This is a genomic window from uncultured Photobacterium sp., assembly GCF_947502415.1.
In the GTDB taxonomy this organism is placed as follows: Bacteria; Pseudomonadota; Gammaproteobacteria; order Enterobacterales; family Vibrionaceae; genus Photobacterium.
The window spans coordinates 1-20,579 of the sequence record NZ_CANMZV010000025.1 but is presented as its reverse complement, the minus strand read 5'-3'; the positions used below and the strand labels follow the sequence as shown (position 1 = coordinate 20,579).

At 43.2% G+C, this 20,579-nt stretch carries 16 protein-coding genes; 5 read left to right on the top strand and 11 right to left on the bottom strand.

Annotated elements, in window-relative coordinates:
* Positions 1-62: 62 nt before the first annotated feature.
* Positions 63-1,007 (bottom strand): IS1595 family transposase, encoded by a 945-nt coding sequence (locus tag Q0852_RS19890; RefSeq protein WP_299021198.1) that lies wholly within the window; start codon positions 1,005-1,007, stop codon positions 63-65.
* A gap of 88 nt (positions 1,008-1,095) precedes the next feature.
* Between Q0852_RS19890 and Q0852_RS19885 the strand changes: the two genes are divergently transcribed.
* Complete coding sequence (locus Q0852_RS19885; RefSeq protein ID WP_299021196.1) at positions 1,096-2,226, top strand: GIY-YIG nuclease family protein; 1,131 nt, start codon at positions 1,096-1,098, stop codon at positions 2,224-2,226.
* 45 nt (positions 2,227-2,271) lie between these two features.
* Here the strand turns inward: Q0852_RS19885 and Q0852_RS19880 are convergent, their stop codons facing one another.
* The 4 genes from Q0852_RS19880 to Q0852_RS19865 form a co-directional block, all read right to left on the bottom strand.
* Complete coding sequence (locus tag Q0852_RS19880) at positions 2,272-5,325, bottom strand: Tn3 family transposase (protein ID WP_299021193.1); 3,054 nt, start codon at positions 5,323-5,325, stop codon at positions 2,272-2,274.
* A 220-nt stretch (positions 5,326-5,545) separates the two neighbouring features.
* Positions 5,546-7,048 (bottom strand): IS66 family transposase, encoded by a 1,503-nt coding sequence (locus Q0852_RS19875; protein ID WP_299021190.1) that lies wholly within the window; start codon positions 7,046-7,048, stop codon positions 5,546-5,548.
* An 84-nt stretch (positions 7,049-7,132) separates the two neighbouring features.
* Positions 7,133-7,480 (bottom strand): IS66 family insertion sequence element accessory protein TnpB, encoded by a 348-nt coding sequence (gene tnpB, locus Q0852_RS19870; RefSeq protein ID WP_299021188.1) that lies wholly within the window; start codon positions 7,478-7,480, stop codon positions 7,133-7,135.
* Complete coding sequence (locus Q0852_RS19865; protein WP_299021186.1) at positions 7,477-7,773, bottom strand: IS66 family insertion sequence element accessory protein TnpB; 297 nt, start codon at positions 7,771-7,773, stop codon at positions 7,477-7,479. Before Q0852_RS19865 ends, tnpB begins: the two co-directional genes overlap by 4 nt.
* Positions 7,774-7,894: 121 nt before the next feature.
* On the opposite strand from Q0852_RS19865, the gene Q0852_RS19860 reads away from it, so the two are divergent.
* The gene (locus Q0852_RS19860) at positions 7,895-8,572 is read left to right on the top strand and encodes a recombinase family protein (protein WP_367278173.1); all 678 of its coding nucleotides are present in this window, start codon (positions 7,895-7,897) and stop codon (positions 8,570-8,572) included.
* Between the two features lie 191 nt (positions 8,573-8,763).
* On the opposite strand, the gene avs2 is transcribed toward Q0852_RS19860, so the two are convergent.
* The gene (gene avs2 / locus Q0852_RS19855) at positions 8,764-13,245 is read right to left on the bottom strand and encodes an AVAST type 2 anti-phage system protein Avs2 (RefSeq protein WP_299021183.1); all 4,482 of its coding nucleotides are present in this window, start codon (positions 13,243-13,245) and stop codon (positions 8,764-8,766) included.
* 572 nt (positions 13,246-13,817) lie between these two features.
* Between avs2 and Q0852_RS19850 the strand changes: the two genes are divergently transcribed.
* Complete coding sequence (locus Q0852_RS19850) at positions 13,818-14,123, top strand: hypothetical protein (RefSeq protein WP_299021179.1); 306 nt, start codon at positions 13,818-13,820, stop codon at positions 14,121-14,123.
* Between the two features lie 41 nt (positions 14,124-14,164).
* Here Q0852_RS19850 and Q0852_RS19845 read toward each other — a convergent pair whose 3' ends face one another.
* On the bottom strand, positions 14,165-14,941 hold the full coding sequence (locus tag Q0852_RS19845; protein ID WP_299021176.1) for a hypothetical protein: 777 nt from the start codon (positions 14,939-14,941) through the stop codon (positions 14,165-14,167).
* 305 nt (positions 14,942-15,246) lie between these two features.
* Here Q0852_RS19845 and Q0852_RS19840 point away from each other — a divergent pair, with 305 nt between their 5' ends.
* Together Q0852_RS19840 and Q0852_RS19835 are read left to right on the top strand one after the other, a co-directional pair.
* Entirely contained in the window at positions 15,247-15,891 is a 645-nt protein-coding gene (locus Q0852_RS19840; RefSeq protein WP_299021173.1) for a S24 family peptidase, read from the top strand.
* Entirely contained in the window at positions 15,888-17,141 is a 1,254-nt protein-coding gene (locus Q0852_RS19835; RefSeq protein WP_299021170.1) for a Y-family DNA polymerase, read from the top strand. The genes Q0852_RS19840 and Q0852_RS19835 overlap by 4 nt, the downstream gene beginning before the upstream one ends.
* On the opposite strand, the gene Q0852_RS19830 is transcribed toward Q0852_RS19835, so the two are convergent.
* The 4 genes from Q0852_RS19830 to Q0852_RS19815 form a co-directional block, all read right to left on the bottom strand.
* Positions 17,138-17,578 carry a hypothetical protein gene (locus tag Q0852_RS19830; protein ID WP_299021167.1) on the bottom strand — a complete coding sequence of 147 codons (441 nt, stop codon included), beginning with the start codon at positions 17,576-17,578 and terminating at the stop codon, positions 17,138-17,140. The genes Q0852_RS19835 and Q0852_RS19830 overlap by 4 nt on opposite strands.
* Complete coding sequence (locus tag Q0852_RS19825) at positions 17,575-18,477, bottom strand: hypothetical protein (RefSeq protein WP_299021164.1); 903 nt, start codon at positions 18,475-18,477, stop codon at positions 17,575-17,577. The genes Q0852_RS19830 and Q0852_RS19825 overlap by 4 nt, the downstream gene beginning before the upstream one ends.
* 60 nt (positions 18,478-18,537) lie before the next feature.
* Positions 18,538-19,950, bottom strand: a complete 1,413-nt coding sequence (locus Q0852_RS19820; protein WP_299021161.1) for a hypothetical protein — start codon at positions 19,948-19,950, stop codon at positions 18,538-18,540.
* Between the two features lie 108 nt (positions 19,951-20,058).
* On the bottom strand, positions 20,059-20,579 hold a 521-nt coding region (locus Q0852_RS19815), incomplete at its 5' end, for a hypothetical protein (protein ID WP_299021158.1).

Sequence of the window (20,579 nt, the reverse complement as noted above, 5' to 3'; positions counted from 1 at the left end):
TATTTGAACCCTATTTGAGGTCTGTTTATACTGATGGTTAGTGGGTTCAAAAAAGTATCTGATTACCATCGAGCCTCAGCTAGTTTAAGTAACCGTTGGGGCATCGGTGCCGCTTGAATACTAGCGAAAACCAATTGTTCCAGCAGTGTTTCAAGATTAAATCGCCGATTGAACTTAAAGCAAAACTCACCAAGGTATCGAGGCAGATGTTTTTTACCAATAGCATGATAAGTACCATGCATTGAGTTTTTTACATTACTGATCATGATATTAACCCACTGAAAGTACGGAAGTTCCACACTTGATGCTCCTCCGCCAGTGACGATAGCGTGATGAAAAGAATCTGCTTGCTCAACGCCCTTAAAGCAAGGTAAACCATCAGAAATCACCAACGATTTAGGCCGTAAATGGGACTTAGCCCAAGCTGTTAGTTCTTTGATTTTAAAGCCTTCAACAGCACTGAAGCGCATTTTTATTGGATGTCCCTTCTCATTCATAGAAACGGCAGCAACAAAAGGCCGCTTACCTTTCGCGCCACGTCCTCTTGTACCGCGTTTAACGCCGCCCCAGTAAACATCATCCAATTGAATGTAACCATCAAGAGGCGTCTTATCGTCAAATTCTTTCATCGCCTGCATGAGCTTGTGCTTAATGCGCCAAGCCGCATTATAGGAAGTACCCAGTTGACGTGATAGCTCCAATGCAGAAATACCATTCTTCTCCTGTGTTAAAAGGTAAATAGCTAAAAACCAAATTTTTAATGGCAATTTTGAGGCCGAAAACAAAGTGCCAGCTGTTAGCGAAGCTTGGTGATGGCAACGGTTGCATTGATATAGAGGGCGTGATTTTAACTGGCAATACTTATCGTGGCTGCACTGAGGACATTGATATCCATTAGGCCATCGCATCGCAAATAATCGTTGTTGGCATTGTTCTTCAGTTCCGTACATAGATATAAACTTATGTATTGAAATGCCTTTTTGGAATTGCACCTTATTCTTTGCCATTACGAGCACCTCTCAACACACTATCAATTAAGTGTAGCTAATAGGGGCTGAGACTCAGTGGTAATCAAAAAAAAGTATGTATTGAATCATGAGTGTTTATCTGGCTTTTGGGCGTGAAATTGTTAATGAAGAGCTACAGCATATAAGCTCAGTGCCATCAGGTAAGACTAAGCTACAGTGCCCTTTTTGCAGCTGCCCGCTCATAGCCGTACGAGGCCAGAAAATGGCGCATCACTTCCGGCACGATGGTCAAACTTGTCATGAATCGATGATCCAGGTTCCTGAGATCCAAGGTTGGCACCACTTTCATCTAGACTACCCGCTAGAGCTTGTTGAGCTGCTACGCGAAAACTACCGGCCGGATAGCAAATATCCGCAGGTCTACAGGGGTAAGCGTACTATATCGCTAGCTGAACACGGCCTTGTTAAATATAACCATTACGCGCTGAATCACGAATATAGTGAGACTGGCAAGATTGTAGTTGGCGCCCTGCCCTTGGCCGCATTTTCTGCATGGATGCGAAATCAGCTGCAAAGCAGAGTGGAAACTTTGCAGCATGAGGTTTCTGATGGCTTGAAACATCGCGCCTGGTATGAGATTGAATTCAATCGGCAACAAGGACTTCTCAATGCGAGTCTGTACTTATTTGAATTCAACACTTCTTGTGGGCAACAGATTTTCAAGATCGGAAGGACATCCCGGGATGTTTTGGAGCGTTTGGCTGAAACCCAAGGCGATGTCGAGCAAGCACTATCACAGTCAGTATCTGCCCAGGTCGTTCGTGTTGTGCCGATGGCGGGTTTTGTCGAGAAGTATGCTCTGCACCGATATGCCAGCCACCGTTTTGATCTCGCAAGCCATACCGAGTATCTACAACTTACCCCTGCCGTCTTACGAAAACTAAAGTCAGATCTGACTAAACTGGCTAAACAGTCACCCCCCTTTAATAAAGCAGAGAATTTTATCGCTTCCGGACGCTGGCGATACGAGGATAAACGTAAGGCTGCAAGCAAAGAAGGAATCGCCCGTCGATTACGATCAGGTGCGACATTTGGCCGGCCGAGAGGGACGGTCCTAACTCAATCTGAATTCCATCAAAAGCATCAGGATGTCGTTGATTTACTTCTGAATGGAAATTTCTCAATCTCAGAGATCGTTAAAGTGACGGTTAAAAGCCGTTCTACTGTTAAGCGTATCAAATCGTCTCTCAAGAACTGATTTCTATATAGGGGTTTTGCGCACATTTCCCCGAAAAGTTCATTCTCATTTTATGATTGAATAGGCTACAGAAGAAATAGCGTTTACCTCTGTGTCTGAGGTCAGGGGATTAACACTTTCGAGCATATTTTCCAGATTCAGCATGTCTTCTTTTTCCTCGAATACATAATGCCCCGTCAATTGAATATGGCCCCAGGCGACCGGCGAAATATTCGATAATAACTCGATTGCGCTGTCATTTTTCTGCTTCTCGAAACGCTCTACAAGACCCGACAACAGTGCCGAATTATAGTAGATAATGCAGTTGGCAATCAGGCGGGCACAATCATTCCATTGCTCAATCTGGTAATCACTTCCACCTCGTAACTGATCCCCGTTGAGGTTGCCTATTGCACGGCGGAGTTGATGGTAGGCTTCGCCACGGTTCAGCGCCTGCTGAACAAACTGCCTTAAATCTTTTCTGTCAATATAGTCAAGCATGTAGAGGCACTTTATCAAGCGGTCATATTCACGCAGTGCAGCGAGAGTCCGGCTACCCCGCTTACTGTTTGACAGCTTGCGTATGATGACGTGCTGTTCCGTTGATTTACGGCTCAGAGAGCAGGCAATATGTTGGATCCGGCTCCATTCTTCTTTGATTAGCTTTATTCGGATTGGCTTTTTAAGCCTGATATCAAGCTCTCCATCTATGTTTACCTCAAACAGGTTTTCAAAGGCATGCTTGAACTTGGCGTATCTGGGTGAAAACTGGTATCCAAAAATATCCAGGATGGCGAAATTCACATTATTGGTGCCGTGGTTGTCTGTAGCCAGTGACTTGGGCTGAATGTCACTGCTGTTGTTGTACAGTAAGTCAAACGCGTAGTGTCCTTCGTATTCATTAGCCGATATCACAGTTGTATTCAAAGGCACATGATTTGACACCAGCGTCATAGCAGAAACCCCTTTGCCTTTCCGGAAATACTTTGCGGAGTACCTTGCTTTGAACGTATTAATACGACACGCATGTTTCTGTCCATCGATACTGCCAAACGGTGCCGATTCATTGATGGTGTAGTAGCGGAAAATGGGGAGTCTGGCGAGAGCATTTGAGATCAGATCATTGGCTGCCCCGGTTGTTTCCGGTCTGATGTAGCTGTCATTGACAGTCCGTAGAACACCGATACTTCTGTCTGACGAAGAGGCAAGGCGATGCAAGCCGTAGTTTGCACCATTTCCAAAGATGCAGGCAATAAGATCGTGACTTCTCGCTTCCATGTTTCTTTTTCTTGATGAGAGACTCTCGAATGCATCAAGATACCCAGTTTTTTTGCTGACGTAGTTCATGATATCAATGATCCCCATATGCTGAACTTGGCTGTATACGGGGTTGTCCAATGGCGTTTTCCAACGTCGGTTTGCTAAACTCCAGGCAAGACGGCTGGAACGGGGCTTAACACGGACAAAATCATTAGCATCCGCGTTTATGTTGGCGGCTACCTTGCCCAGCTTTTCAACAAAGCTACTCTCAAGCTCTGCCAGGGTGTCTCCAATAGAATTGGAGAGCCGTTCAAGCCCCGTGTTCTCTATCAAAGACAATTTATCCTTCTCCCATACGTCTATAGGGATAAGATCATCTTCAAGTCGTCTATTACGTTCACTTTCACTAACATACACGTTACCACTGTCTATCATTCCTGCGATTTTACGGTAAAGGTAATATTCAAACCTGATGGGATTGGTCTTCCCGTCAGCAACGATGTGTTCCAAATCCTTATGCGTCACCAGCCTAAGATCCATCGACGTCAGTTTCCTGTCGGCACTCAGCTCTGCCCTTGCATTTAAAATTTGTGCACTGAGAGCAGGCTGGCCAGTCTCACATTCAATGTCGATAGCCAGAAACAATTTCCTCAGGCTGCCTGCTGTCTTGCGTGACTGGCTGTCAGTATACTGCCACTGGTAATCCGCCCGGTTAAAGCGGCCATCAACCAGATGGGAACTAACCAGAAACATTTCTTCCTGGCTCATCGTGGAGAAGGCAATTTTTCGGATCTCGCCGAAAGTCATGTCGTCACTGAGACAGTCGTCGATAAAATACCTGAGGACATTGCCAGCAGATTTAAGCGTATCCTGAATAACGTCCAGCTCTTTGGCAACACGCGACTTGGCGGATTCTATCCGGGACTCGTGATGTTTTCTGACTAGGTAGTTAAAACTCGATACCAGCCGATCATTGGCTTCCCGGTAACGGTAGAATATATAGCAGGAAAAGTAGAGCAGCCCCTGCCACTTGGGATACCGTCGTAGCTGGAAGGTTGAGCCCGTCCGGACAAGAGAAGAGTAATAAATCATATTTCCACGAGACAGACCGAGTTCAGCCAACAACTGTTTCACCTCCGGATAGACTTTACGAAGGAGTTGCATTGTGTTCAGTTCACTTTCCAATTCTGATGCACTGAAATCTCGGGCTGTTCCTCTTAATCCTGACAGACCGCTTAATAACCCCTTGCCATTCAATATATGGCTGAGTTTTTCCTGGGTTATCGCAGACATTCTTTCTGACAATATCTGGGAGGTACGGTTTCTTTCTGTCGTCAAGGCCGATGTCACAAGATCCTGCAGAGTACTGTAGCCTGGCAGAGTGATGCGATTCTGACCGAGAAATGCTAGGCATTCATCAAGGATGTATTTCGGCTCCGTGCTAATAGTGGCCACATCGGCTAGCCGAAGGGACAGCCGACGGGTTTGTTCATGTTTCAGCGGGCTAAACCCTAGAACAGAGAGCATTTTTGACACCATACCTGCCCTTGATCCCTTGGAGACTGTCCAATCCCACCTCGGTATGTCGAGTTTGAAGGTGTCGCAGATATATCGTGTATCTTCTTCTGCATCACACAACCGAAACCGAGGTACCACAGGTTTAGCCCTGAAATACCCTATAAGGAGGATCATATATATTTTGGTTTCTGTTTTTTGTAGCCCATCGACAATGGTCAGCAGACTGTCATCTAAAGAGAAGTACTCCTCCCGCTCGAGCTGGCTGAATACAGGTAACCGGTATAGTTCATCGATCTCTTCTTCCGTCAGGAGTTGTATCCGCTTACCCATACCGTTTGTCATGTATGCCTGCTGTCCTTAATTTCTTAGTGCTTTCTAAATGTCTGGAGTAAAAATACTTTGCCTATTGAACATCTGCCAAGTAAATAAAACGAGGGTTTTATTTACTTGGCGAAGCGTAGGTCAATAATGACCATACTTCGGGAATAAGGCAGTAAACATACTCAGTAAAGAAAACAATGTTAAAATACTCCTGGTAAACGCGCAGTTAACCAGTGAGGTCTTATTCGGCCTCGCTAAAGTCAACATTCCACGGCAGTAGATCTGATAGGTCAGCGCCAGGTACTCTCGTTGGCAGCTCTCGGAACAGGTGCAAGAAGTAGTAGTAAGGATTGATGTCGTTTGCTCTGCATGTCATTACGACGCTATATAAGTTCGCGCTCGCCTTTGCGCCAGCAACTGATTTTGAGAACAACCAGTTTTTCCGACCGGTGGTGAACGGTCTGATATCACGCTCTGTCACATTGTTGTCGATGCTAATATTGCCATCTTCAAGGTAAGTGGTCAGCTTATCCCACTGGTTAAGCGTGTAGTTGATGGCTTTGCCTATCAGACTTTTTGGTAGCACTTTTTCTTGGCTCTCTTTCAGCCAAGTATGGAACTCAGCCAGTATCGGTTTGGCCTTTTCTTGTCTATGTCGATGGCGATTATCTGCACCCAGTGATTTGCTCTGACTCTCCACGCCGTACAGTTTGCCGATGTACCCCAAGGCTTTTTCGGCCCGCCCTGATTTCGATTTTGGTTGTGCCTTCTGGGCATCTGTGAACTTGCGTCTGGCGTGGGCCATGCAGCCGGCCAAGGTGACTTGCTTTAGCCCTTCGTAAGCTTTATAGCCATCACATAATAAGTAGCCAGAGTAATCACCAAGAAAGTCTTTGGGACAAATTTGCGCTCGACTCGGTTGGTAATCATAGATAACCACTGGACTTGATGCGAACTCGCCACTGCGATAGACCCACATATACGACTTGCTTGTTGCTGCTCGATCTGGCTCATCAAGTACCTGTACGGTGGTTTCGTCGGCGCAGACAAGTGATTCATTCAGGAGATGCTGTTTCATCGCATCGACCAGCACATTCACTTTGACACCGAGCTGTACGCACCAGTTAGCGAGTGTGCCTCGGCTAATATCGATATCGGCACGTTTAAGAATATCGACCTGACGATAGAGTGGCAGTGCATCCACATATTTGGCAGTTGCCACTGCGGCCAGGGTTTCCGGGCTAGCGATACTTCTCGGTATCATACTGGCGGGTTTAGGCGCGGTGATTATCTGGCTTTGCAGCGCTGTTTTCTCACAGATTCGACAGGCATATTTTGTCCGCTGATGGCGGATCACACTGACTTTCTGTGGAATGATTTTCAGCTCTTCTGACGTATCACTACCACACTCATGCATAGCACCACCGCAACAGTCACAGTACGGTGCATTTAAGGTATGAACACGCGTTTCTCGCTCTAGCGTATCTGGCAGTGGTTTTCTGCCCTTTTTGTGGTGTTTGGGAGCGGGTTTGTTTTGTTGCTCCGCCTCATTGAAGGTGCCTTTGTTGGGGTGCTTCTCACTTTGAGATGCAAAGCGTTTGGATTTGCTAAGGTTGAGTTGTTCCGTGAGCAGTTGAACGGTGCTTTTCAGCTCAATGATTTCTTCAGCCTGCGCTTGTTTTTCTTGCTGAAGCTGTAGCAACATGGCTTTCAGTTGTTCTACATCATCAGGAAGTTCAGTCATTTTTCGTCACACTTATTTCAGTTGGTGACGATAGAATGCCAGCTTTAAAAGATCACTCAACAGCAATGAGGCGATCAGTGACGATCACCTCACTTGTTTGCCGATTATCGGTTGGTGTGCCTTGGGGTTTTCAATGGTTAAGCCTGATAACAACCAGTTAAGTTGCTGTCGGGAGAGTTGAATATGGCCAGCGTAATTCGGTTTTGGCCACTTAAATCGCCCCTTTTCCAAGCGACGATAGTAGAGCCAGAACCCGTTGGTATCCCAGAATAAGATTTTGAGTTTGTCACGACCACGATTACAGAAAATGAACCAGGCTTCACTGAGCGGATCCATTTCCAGTACATCAGCGACAATGATTGAGAGGCCATCGATAGACTTGCGCATATCTGTAACGCCCGAGACGAGATAAATAGCGCCGCAGGGGATCATTGCAGTACCTGCAACCAGGTTTTGATTTGTGTCTGGGTTAGGTTCGCAGGCAGCTCCGCCTTAATACCATTAGGGAAATGTAAAGCGACAGTATCAGTGCCTATATCATCATTAATCACAATGGTATGCGCGTGTTGCGATTCGTCGTTTTGCTCTGTCAGTTTCTTCAGCCAATAATGAAAGGTCGGATAGCTAAGGTCGTTCGCCTTACAAAAAGCAGGAATAGAGAGCCCGCTTACTGTTTGTTTTTCAATGACGCTCGTCCAATATTGCCGTTTTTCAGGTTGGTTCATAGTTCCTCCTTTATTGTTGAGAAAACTATGAACGAGATCTAGTGATATGGGTATGTGGGTTTAATTCGACGCTTACTACTCCTGAGTATAACGACTAAATTAACCTTTTCTAAGGAAAGCCATGCTGATCGGTTATGCACGCGTCTCAACAGACGATCAAAATCTAGCTTTGCAAAAGGATGCCCTCAATCAGATCGGATGTGAGAAACTATTTGAAGATCACATCAGTGGTGCAAAATCGGAGCGTCCGGGTCTGGAACAGGCGCTGCAGTATGTGCGGAAAGGTGACATCATCGTCGTGTGGCGATTGGATCGTCTCAGCCGATCTTTGAAAGATCTCATCGAAATGGTGACGAGCCTAGAATCCCGAGGCATTGGTTTGAAAAGCCTTCAGGAGTCTATCGATACCTCGACAAGTTCCGGCAAGTTGATATTTCATCTATTTGGGGCTCTGGCAGAATTCGAGCGCAACCTTATTAGGGAAAGAACTCAGGCAGGGCTTCAAGCAGCAAGAGTTAGGGGGCGTAAAGGTGGCCGTCCCAAAGCACTCACCACAGACAAGCAGGCTTTGGCTGTAAAACTCTATGGCGAGAAAGAACACACAGTGGGGCAGATTTGCGAAATGATGGGGATCTCAAAACCGACACTCTACAAATATATCGAGTCGGCCAAAGGCAAATGTTCGAAGCTGGCATCTTGCCCCAAATATCACACCCCAAATATCACACACAGAGCAAACTGTTTGTCGGCCTACTGGTATCGTAACTCACAATTGGACAGAAACAACTTAGAGTATTGAGCCTAAAAATGGGGCGCTGGATTTGGTAATGTATGGCAATACAATAAAGTTTACTCTGCCCCCCCCCACACATATCCAGGGCCTCATCAATATAATGGCGGTCTGACACCAAATGAATTTGAACGAAGATACTGTGAAAATTCTAAAGCAGTGGCCAGTTTTACTTGACCACTTCATTTTATAATATAGGTTTATCTAGTAGTGAAAATCTTATGCTTTCCTTCGATTTGATCTTCATCAATGTAAAAAGCACCACTAAACTCTACACGGCCATAATTATGACTCGAAGAAAGAGAGCCACCAATCACGCCTTTTTCACCTAACAAGGTCCAAACAACCTCTAAGCCATTATCATTTAGCATCTTTAAAAATGGTTCTTTTTTAACCAATAAGTGTGCTTTTGTATCGTTTAAAGCTTCAGCAGCAAAACAAACAATATTATTAGCTTCATCGATATAACTACCTTCTTGAGAACCATGTTTTAATTTCATATTGTCAAAAATTAGAGAGCTTGGCTTAAGAAAACTTAAAGTTTCAGCCTTTGATTGATCGAACTCTTCTTCCCAACGATAACCGATAGCAGTAACACCAACATCAGCAATCTCAGTCCTTGTATTTTTGTCAGTAACTGTTACCCAGTCCGAGCCACTATAGTAATCAGATTTAAAGAATTTAAAAGCCTCTGACCAGTAATACTCCCTATTAAACAACTGATATCTATCAGTGCTTTCAGGCATCCATCGCCCCATATAATGTTGGCTTTCAGCCCAGTTTTTAAAATGTTCATATTCGGATGACTTAACTAAGTAACTTCTAAGATGGCACCAAACTTCTTTCCGTGGATGCCCCCAGTCTTCCTTACCTACTTCTTTAGGCTCTTTCCAAGACGGATAACTTTCAAGAACAAGCCAGTCACCACCATTATTATCTTTTACTTCAATCAACCCCTGCGGATTATCCAACGTAGAGGTATCTTTTACCCAATCTTCAAAAGTACAATTCCACTCAAAAGATTCTTTACTAATCCACCACTTATCTTCAATAGGTATGCATTTATCTCCTGTATTTTTAAGCAAAATTGTTGGATCTATATCCCTTTCATAGGGTTCCCAAGGGCCTAGGTAAGGAGACTCTTCTCGTTCATCACCGTATCCCTCATAGCGGATGTAATTATCAGAAAGCCTTGCCATGAATTCATGAAATGCGATCCATTGATACTTTTTTCCTATTCGTTCTTGGCATGGTTCGTGCCGCCCTCGACCTGTTCCAATGCTTCTATCAAAACTTCCATGCAAATCTGGAGACCAACCTAACTCAATTACGCGATTAAAAATAAGGCGTTCAGCCAACCTAAGGTCAAAATGAGCATCTGTATCTAATAAGTTATTATTGTGATCAAAGTAGGGCTCAATATCGCCTTCATAAAGAGCTAGCAATTCTGCGGATAAAGCTTCTTTAAAAGCCAATATATTTGCCGATAGTACTTCATCTGTCTTCCTAGCTGTGGGGCTTCTGAAAGTAAAGTATCCATCTATATCTAAATCATTTGAAGCATTTTCATAAATAAAAGGGTCTATTGAATCAAATAATTCAAGTTGCTCTTCTGATAAGCGGTTCTTAAAATTATTAACGATCTCTTCTCTATTTACAGGGGGTTGGCCGAACCTACATCCTGACCAATCTGAATGGTTAGAGTTAGTGCCAATGGTGTACCTAGAGAAGTCACCGCCCCCCATAACTGAACTCCACAAGTCCCAGTAGTCTTTCTTATCATAAAGACCTTTCAGCTCATCTTTAGTTGGTATGTCATCAGGCCATTCACTTTTGTATGGGGGCTTAGTTTTGGAAAATTCAATATTTTCTGTTATCAATCCAAGGTATGAAACATACTCTATAATCTCTCTTGCGTAGTCTCTTAAGAGGATATTTGGATATACATCTTCTGTATCAAAGACCTTTGTATAAACTATTTCAGCTACAGGGCCTAGCTCATGATGATCCTTTGTTCGCAATACACAACCTAAGGCAACAGCTAACACTCTCTCCCAAACATAAGGATCATCTACGGCATCAAATTTATTGATTATCCTAACCAATACTGGAATTCTATTTTCTAGCAAGTTAACTAAAGCTTTTGTTGAACAATCCCTCAGCTCTCGATTGCTTGAAGTTAAAAACCAACAAAGCGCAGTAGCAACTAACTCGATTGAATCATCAGATATGTAACTCTTATCAAAGCCATCCCAAGCCCAATCTATTAAATGTCTGAATGTAGAATCTTCACTGTACTTATATTTTAATTGAGTAGTCCAAAATGCATCTCTGTTTGGTAAGGAGTGTTTAGATAACCAATCATGTAAGAAATTCGCATTAAATGGATGCTCTTCAATACCAGAAATTGAAATCAATATTTCTAAAAAGTGGCTAAAAGTACCCCTAAACTGAAGTACGTTGTCATTTATAAATGGTTTGAGTTTGTCGAAGTCTATCGCAGAAGTTTCTCTCCAAACTAAACTATCAATAAAAGAATTTATTAAGTAATCATGCGCACTGAACTCTGGCAGTAATTCGTAGAGTTCTTTTCCATATTTTTCGGGTAATTGAATCGAAAGAGCCTCAACAATTCCTTGGTTGTAGTAAAAATCATGCTCTTCTTTAAAGTAATTTTTTAGACGGCCTCCCGTCTTAAACTCATCTTCAATAATTTCAATGCCGTCAAGTAAGTAGTTTACTGTTAAATGGTCATCAAACCTTTCAAAAGATATATATACTACCTCTTCAGCAACGTTATCGTCGTTTCGAGTAATTCCTTTTGTTAACACCCCTTCATCTATCAATGCATTAAGAAAAGTTTTATCGTTAACATAGTCTTGAACAATGGACTGGACGGCAACATGCGCATCTTTAAGAGGTATACTCTTAGCCCCCGAGCCCACCTTAAGCTTGATTAGTTCATTTAATGCATCATTAACCAATGGAAAGCTGGCATCGAAACTGTACTTTTTAGGTGAGGCAAGCGACTTGTTGACACCCGCAATGAAAAAACTGAGAATTTTAGAAATCCCATGAAAACCCACTGGAACTTTACTTAATCCACTTTTCTTAACTCCTTCGCATAGTAACTTCAAAAATAACGGGTTTTTGAATTCTGGGTTTAAGTTAGGTGAAGAGGGCCTCTCTATGTTGTAATTGTCATAGAATAAATTAACAGCTTCCAGTTCAACGTTCTTGAAACCAATATGCTCATGAGTTTCAAAATTATTGCGTGATACATTCTCATCAGAAATAGTAATATTTTTATACGTTGACCTAACTGACATTATTAAACCAAGCCAATCAAATCGTTTAATTTCTTCAACAAAACTATTTATATTGTCATCCCAAAACTTATTGCCGTTCCCTTCATTGATTGCATCAATAAATATCAAAATCCTTTTGTTGTTTTTTTGAGCATACAAATTAAGCTTTTCTAGAAAATCATTGGATGTGGTATCGACCTGTAACCTTTTAAAAATTTGTACCCAAGGAGACTCATCAGAAGTGAGCTGTTGCCCCAATAAGAAAAGAGATGGAGAACCAGATTTAATTCTTGTTTCAACGACATCGGCAAGTAAGTGAGACTTTCCAATGCCAGCTTCCCCTTCAAGAAGCAAGAATGGGTTGTTCGATAAGTTTACTGTTATGGAGTTTATGAAAGTACTTAACTTGTTACACTCATAATCAAAATCCCTAAGTTCCCTTAAAGTTGATGAGTATTTGTCACTGTAATCATTAGTCTCTCCGGCTGCTTTTGCTTCTTCACGCAGTTTCCACAACACCGATTCAGATTCTGCTACTGCATTGTTGCAGGAGGTAATACTCTTACAAAATTCATCTGTTGGTATTTTAGTTAATTTAGAAAAATCAATTTCTTGGTATGAGTTTATAATGTCAGTTAAAGATTTAGATATTACAGATAACTGTGAAGATATCTCATCACACGTACTGAGTTTGTTTCCTTTAATTAGAAAACTATCTATATGTGAATAAAAGAGTTCTGAAAAATTACTAGTCCTACCTAGGCCCTCAAATATCTTTGCTATTTCTAGTTTTACGTTTAGTTCAGGTGTGTAGCGCCCACCCAAATCAGCTATTGCCTGTCTGTTTTTTTCATTTAGCCAATCATCGTTTAGGTGAAAAGTGAGCTTCTCGTCTATAGAGCGCAACAAAAGTTTTATTTGAGTAAGTTCTTCACTGATATCGAATATCTTTTCCTTATAAGTCTCTTCGATATGAAGTTTCTTTAATGTTTCACACTTGTTTATTTTTAGCGCAAGAATCGTATAAAAACGTTCAAGTTGCTTTTGAGTTGGCGGTAGCACAGTTGGATAATCGCTAAACTTATTCACTACCTCAGCTTTATCTGGTAACTGTTTAAACAGAATATATTGGTTTAATACGTCAAATAGCGCCTGGGATTGATAGAACGGAACCTTTTCTGAATCTGCTGGGTATTCAACTTCAAACTCTGAAGCTGTTTCCTCAATAAGTTGATAGAGCCTGTCTACATACCTTTTCTTAGGGAAAAGCTTCTTGCGAATCAGTCCATATCCCTCCTGAGATATAAATTGGTCTACAAACTTGGCAGCAACGTAGTATGACGCCCCACCAATTGCCAATGTAATTGGTTCCATTTTTATCTACCCTTAAATATTAACAAATTATGCCCCCCATCATAAAAACGGACTATTTCACAACATGTCCATTCTGACGTTACAAAAGGATAATTAGCAGTAGGTGACTGTTTATTAACGATATAGGCTATCAACACGCTGATATTTATACAACTAGAATAAGTGGACAACCATAGAATTTTGGCACTTTCATTCAATCGACACTTATTCCTGATATCTAGCAATCCATGCTAGAGGTGATGCTTAAACCGAAAAAACAAATAAAGATAAATACGTGTTAATTGATGCTTTTATCCATAGATTTTTTATGCCAAATTGTGATGGCATAACAATGACGGTGTAATTGTTCTAACACGTTCTGGGGCATAAGTTTGTTAGATCGACCCTATATGCAAGAATGAACTTTTCGGGGAAATGTGCGCAAAACCCCATATAGTTATAGTTATTTTTTGGTTTTCATATTTAAAGTTATAGTGCGTTAGCTTTGTTGTTGATCACAGACAATATAGTCTTAATTTCCATACCTAACGGTGTATAGCTATTATTAAGTCACATTGTTCAGGAGCGAAATCATGCGCTTTATTGTCGCTGCATTACTACTAAGTTCTCAACTGGCATCGGCCACCAGCACAAATACTGCCTGTGTGCCTTCAGCGTTAGGTCCCAACGCTGTTAGAGCGGCGACTATTGCTGCGATGGGTGAATTGGCCAGGGAAGGACGTGTGTTTACCACTGGAGCGGAGTCGCTGAATGACAGTGAAGCCCGGAGCCACTATTCGTCAACGGTTTCGACCATCTCTTATGACCAGGGAATGTATGAGAGTAAAAAGGTTGATGGCAATGACCACGAAGTCTGTGTTCAGGTATGGAAAAAGTAATCCAGTTAGCAAGGTGACAGTGTCACCCTGCTGTGCAGCCATTATTCCAGCGTATCTCGTAGGTCGCTCAGATAACCTAAAACTTCATAGGGGTCACAGATAAACATATCGGTATTTAGTTTTTCGATCTCAATCTCGCGCTCAACCTCTGTAGTGTGTTTTAACACCTCAACAGAGGGAAGATTTACTGATTTACCCATAAACCTGGCAACAAGCTGCTTGAGACTATTATCGGTCATATCTGCTGTAACCAGCCCAAAATCAAATCCGTAATGATGTAGATATTCAGGCGCTATCAGGTACGTTGGTACGTTCCCGGCGTCTGAATTTTCCCATAGGCTATTAAGATCTAGGCTATCCACATCACACTGCTCATCAAGCTCGGCTTGGGTACGGCTGACAAACCGGCGCCACTGTGAATTATCGAAGACTAGTGCATCATTGTACTGGATTAGCACACGGACCGCATTCGCACTTGGTTGATAGCCGGTAGGGTGTATCTCTGGATACGTACCTACATACCCATCTGGTTCGATATCTACGTATAGGGTCTCCCCCACATACACCACGTAAAAAGGAAAAAACTGACCGATGGCTGCCTTGATACTGACCTGCTCTGGTAGTGCGTGACGCAACTCAAGGCAATCTAAGTATATGAATTCGGTATGCTGTATCTCCTGCAGTGAGCTGAACCCTAACCTCCTGGCCAGAGACTGACGGTATGCAGAGAGAGATAATGACGATTCGTTAATTTTACGAAACGTATTAGAGATGGATAGAAACTGCTGGTAGTCAACAATTAACGCATTAGTGTTCATATCGCCTCACTGTATAGAGCATATGCCAAACTGTATTCTGAAATGCTCTATGAGCTCAGTAATACAAACAAATAGTTGGATTTGGTTAATGAGTCGTTTACGCGTTTGGCTTGCGTATGCACTCCTGCACATACACAACATTAATTGCTGATATTGCTGATGTCAACCTGACTCAATCACAGGAATATACGCTCGATACATGTGACAGCGTAACTACATCAAAGAGTTATTGGGGTATCTATGTTGTCAGTCCCCGACAATAGCGTTATCATTATACTGTGTTTATATACAGTATAATGATTGCTATGAGCGGTTTCACCGGCTTCGAGAATCCAACAAAGCCATATCTCGAAAACAATTTGGATCTGGGTGAATTAATTCATCACCCGGCCGCGACTTTTGTTTACATCAAAAGCGACACTGACAACTGTGGTCTGATAGGTAGCTCTGACTGGGTTATTATCGATGCCGCTCTCACACCCGAAGCAAAAGACCTTGTTTTGGTCGAGCAATTTGGTGAGCAAGCTGTTATCCCCCTGTCGCGTATTAACGCGCTAGATTCAGAACTGCAGGTCATTGGCGTTGCTGTAGCTATCATCCGCTTTCACCAAAATCCACTGCCAGTCCCAACCGGCAACCTTCAAGCATCCCTGCACCGCCTATTGTTGCCGAGTTCAGAAACAAGCTTTATTGCCGTCGCCCAGGGTAACCGGATGATGCCGTTTGGTATCCATAACGGCAGTCTCACCGTCGTTGAGCGACATGTAGATTATAAAGATGGCGACATCGCAATAGTTTACCACCAAAACCAATTTGCTTGCCGCCAATTAAACCTGAGCGCAGGCACACTTGATGATGGAGTAGGCAAACAGGTTCCGATCACCCGACCTTTTGCTGTTGAAGGTGTGGTGACTAAGACCATTTTACAATTAAGACATCTTGTATCATGAGCCTCTATGCACTTTTCGATGGGACTCGTTTTTATGCCTCAGCGGCTGAGGTATACCAACCTGAGCTACGAGGCCGACCGATTGTGGTCACAGGTGGCAAGGACGGAATGATAATTGCCGCCAATAGAAAAGCCACCGATCTTGGTATCAAGAAATTCAGCCCTGTTTTCGAATTTCGGGGCATTATCGAACTGAAGCAAGTTGCCGTCGTCGAGGCGAACTTCAACTTATTCGGTGCTTTGTCCAACTCGATGCATTCAGTGATAGAAGCTGAGCTACCCAAATCCTACCGTTACAGCGTTGATGAAATTTTTGCTGATATTACAGGCATTTGCGACCCCCTCCAGTTCATGGCCGATCTAAGAAAGAAGGTTTTCAAAGAGACGCGGTTACCTATAGGTGCCGCGGCTTCTCACAATTGTACGTTGGCCAAAGCAGCAAGCTGGTGTGCTAAAAAGGTGCCTGGCTACAATGGCCTCTGCCTACTGGAGTCCGACAGAGACATCGATAAGATCTTAACCATGATGCCCGCATCCGAACTTTGGGGAGTCGGATCTAGGATAGCGGCACGGCTCAACTACATGGGGATCAATACCGCGATACAGCTTAAACATGCTGATCATAAAAAAATGAAACACGAATTTGGTAAACCGATTGTAAGCCTTATTCGTGAACTGCATGGTGAGAGGGTACTTTCTTGGAGAGAGGGGCCAGAACCCAAACGGCAAATTTATTCGACCAGATCAATCCGTGAACGACTTCATTCACCTGCAGACCTTCAGCAAGCGTTGGCATACCACGTACACGAGGTATGTGAGAAAGCCCGGAAACAGAAATCAAAAGTTAAAAAGATCCAGTTTTTCTGTAGTTCCAGCCCGTATGATTCGGAACAACACCGAGCCAGTGTATGCGCCAGCCTGGATTATGCCAGTAACCATACTGCTGTGTTTCTAGAGTTATTAACCTCTGCTATGCCCCGCCTGGTGCCGAACGGTAAATTTATTCCTTTGTATAAGATTGGAGTGGGCGCGATAGATCTGAGCGATTGTCGGTTTGACCAGGGTGACCTGTTTGCGCCGGCAGAAGATAACCGGTTAATGTCGGCGCTCGACAACCTGAACCAGCGTTTTGGCCGACATACACTGTACTTGGCCAGCCAGGGTAACAACATGCTAGGTGAAAGGGTCGAGTCTGCACAACTCAAAAACCCTTTATCGAGATGGAGTGAGATCCCTATAATTCATTGCTAGCGCTTGATTAAGCGGCGGCGGAGTTGGTTATATTTATGCTCATAGAGGAAGGATTTATCAACTGGCTGCGCAAAAATACCCAGCGCCTTTGCCTCGTTGTTTTTATCTACTATATACCATGTGCCACCATTGGCGATTTGCAGTGATCTCATACAATAGATATCAACAACGTTGGTTGATGTTAGCTTCCGAACAAGAAATGGCACAGGGAGAAGGTAATGGCTCAGTCGATAAGATACCTTACAACCATCAATCACCAGCTCTGCTTTAAACATCAGCGCGCACAACACAATAACAGCAATAAGTGTTTCGTTATATGGCCCTACAAATCCATTACCGATATTTACGACACAGGACCACATGAGCATCAGCGTAATGATTGCAGCCAGTAAACGGAACAACTGAATAAAAGGCATTTGCAGCTGGATTCTCATCATAAGAATTTCTCCTTCAATGTCTTGTACGTGCCATTTACCATTTCCCGGTGCCAGTCAAATACCCAATGTTCGGTCTCATGCGGGGTAACCCTGATCACCTCATGATCGTCGTCAATGGTTCTCCAGATACCAACCAATTGTGTGTACTTCAGTTTGCTCATTACATTTGTCATAAAGAAATTAAGGCTTCGATTTGGGTCGAATAGATAGGCCCTTTTTTTATTTAGCCAGCACAGTTGGGCAAAGTAAGGATCATCGGTAAGAAATACTTTTGCCGACTTAGCCAGATAAAATGGCCTGGTCACTCCGTCGATGAACTCCGGCGATGCTAGCTTCAGTTTACCGTATGAATTTAATGCCAAGGTGGGCTTGTCATTCGGCATCATCTGAAGCTTGTTCCGGACTGTAGATGGTATATAACCCGATATAGAGACTAAATCATCAATGACTGACTGTGTATCAGGCAATAGGACAAGGGTTTTAGATTTAACTAACTCAGCCTCGGTGTAACCAAGGTTGATGAGATACCCGTAATCTGCAGGTACTTGATATCTCTTTTGCAGAGTATCAATTAAGGGAGGGCACGATTTCCTGATTTCCCTTTTCACGTCATCTTTTATCTCTAGCTTTAGCGAATTTGCGATAAACCTGACAAACAGAGAACGCTTTATGTTTTTATGCTTTGCTATTGCGTAGAGCAAGTCGATATGTCCACATTGCTTACATTCAATCACACCAGTGAAAAGGTAGTGGCTGGCCGCGTTAAAGCAGTTCGGACAGTGTAGCGTTATTAGCTCACCGTCTCTCATGGGTGAAAGGTGCTTACATTCTTCAGAGATTATCTGCCAATTAAAATTAGGGTAAATGGAACCCTGCACAAAGTTCTCGATAACAGACATGGGCTCGCTCCAATGAGGTCATAACCTTAAAGTAGCGAGCCAGTACCGTAGGGGACCTAATTAGCCAGATAAATTTGCAGACTTAATGTAGTTTGTAAGAGGCTCGTGTATAATTTCAACGCTAATCCCTTGATTCGCCTTCTGCAGCTGCGAGCGGATCTGTTCATCAGAAAAGCTGCTGGATGTTTCAAGTTTTACGCCTTTCATCACACAGAGCCTTGAGTCCATCGAGAGCAGCTCTTTCCGTTTAGTCAGCCGAATACGTTTACTTTCGTAATCTTCGAAAAGCTCGGGATCGAATCGGTGTTCGCCGTAAGGGGTTCGAACTATTAACTCAGTTCTGAGTTTAAATAGAGCTTTATAGACTTCAGCTCCAACGTTCGGGCCAGCCCAAGGACGATAACAAATACGTCCAATTTCAAAACGGACAAAAGGCTCTCCATCCAGCGTACCATCAACTATATCGGTATCATTCACAATCAAACCAAGATCATGATTATTGATATTATTGTCACCTTGCTTTGGTGCCTGCCCTTCAATCAGTGTATGTACATCCTCAAAAAGCGCAGCTGTCTTCATAAGATGCATAGGCTCTTTTGTGTCGGAATAATAGTAATTAGACCGCAATAGATTGCCGTCTTTATCCTTAACCTTCTCAAGGGTGTATTCACTATTCAGCTGCCGAAAATCAGCTCGGACATTGGTGATCTTAAACGAGACATTATGAAGCCGCTCTCCTGTCTGATAGTGAGTCCCCTCTTCAACTGTGCTGAATGAGTAGAACTTCCAATCCTGATAATAGTCACGGATTAACTTATCTAGTTTAAGGGCTGTATATTTTACCCTTTCATCTTTCTGTTCACGTAACTCAAGCTCCAAGGCCTTAAAAGTCTCGACTTTTTCCATATGGGAATTGTCAGTACGACCTTGTTCCCTGGCCTGGTCAAGTTTCGAGATATAGCTGCTATAGACATCTCCACTTTTATCTAGCTGAATGGATTGCCATAGCCTTGCATTACTCTCATTTAACGCCTTTACTGCAGCTGCATGAGCTTGAACCAGACTTTCATAGTTATTTAAATCAATATTATCTAGTGCATTTCTCAGCGATTCATTGTCAAAATGATACTTAATCTGTTGCTCCATGACTGATTTATCAACCGTCAACTCCAGCTCCAGTAATACACACAACTTGGATCCACAAGGCAGCACATCTTTATAGGTGACATTTGTGTTTGTTACTGCCGGATGAAAGACTATAGAGCGCTGCCTGTACTGTTCATCATCAACAAGCTCGCTTTGCAAAAACGTACTGCCGGCTTTTGATAGTGCATCAATCCGTGCGTTATTGATCGCAACTGCCTCAGCAATTCCGAGATCATCGCTCTTAGCAATCTCAATAATGGCAGATCCGGTAAAAGTGTCTGCCATTACCGGGCCGCAGATAAGGAGGAGTACGCTTAAATACTTCATAGTCACCTTGTCATTGTTTAACCACCTGTATAGGTAAGTACACCGTCGAGCAAAGAAAAAAAGGCTCGACTACACAAAATAGTAGTCGAGCCTTAACAATATTGTTATCTAACTGATACTTACATCGCCGTCTGGATCTAACGGAGAACCTTGGCCATCTATCATTGTTGAAGCATAGCCCTGATCCGGATCTAGCATCGATTGAGAGCCGTCACCTACAAAACTAGGATTTAACACCTCTTCATAGTTTTCTTTAGCGCCTTCAGAGTCGCTGGTGGTCGTGCTTGCATATTGAAGTGCTTGTTCATCTGCACTGGCTAATAGTTGTTGCCCGGCATCAGCCATACCATCGTCTGGAGCAGAATTTTGCATAACTCTAGGTTCACTACCGGCATGTACTAATTGAACTGGTTCTGACTCACTGGTTTGCTCGTTACCAGGCCTTAACTGATCATCTGCTGTTGTCATTGGAGCAACATCGGCACTAGCAAGCTGAGTCTGGTCGGCACCAACAAAGCCAGCTTCCTGCTGCGGGCTTGTCGGTTCCGCTGACTGACTTCCTGAATCGGCTAAATGCATTGGCTGTGATTCACTGGCATGTTGACCATCGGCTACCGGTTGTTCGGTTG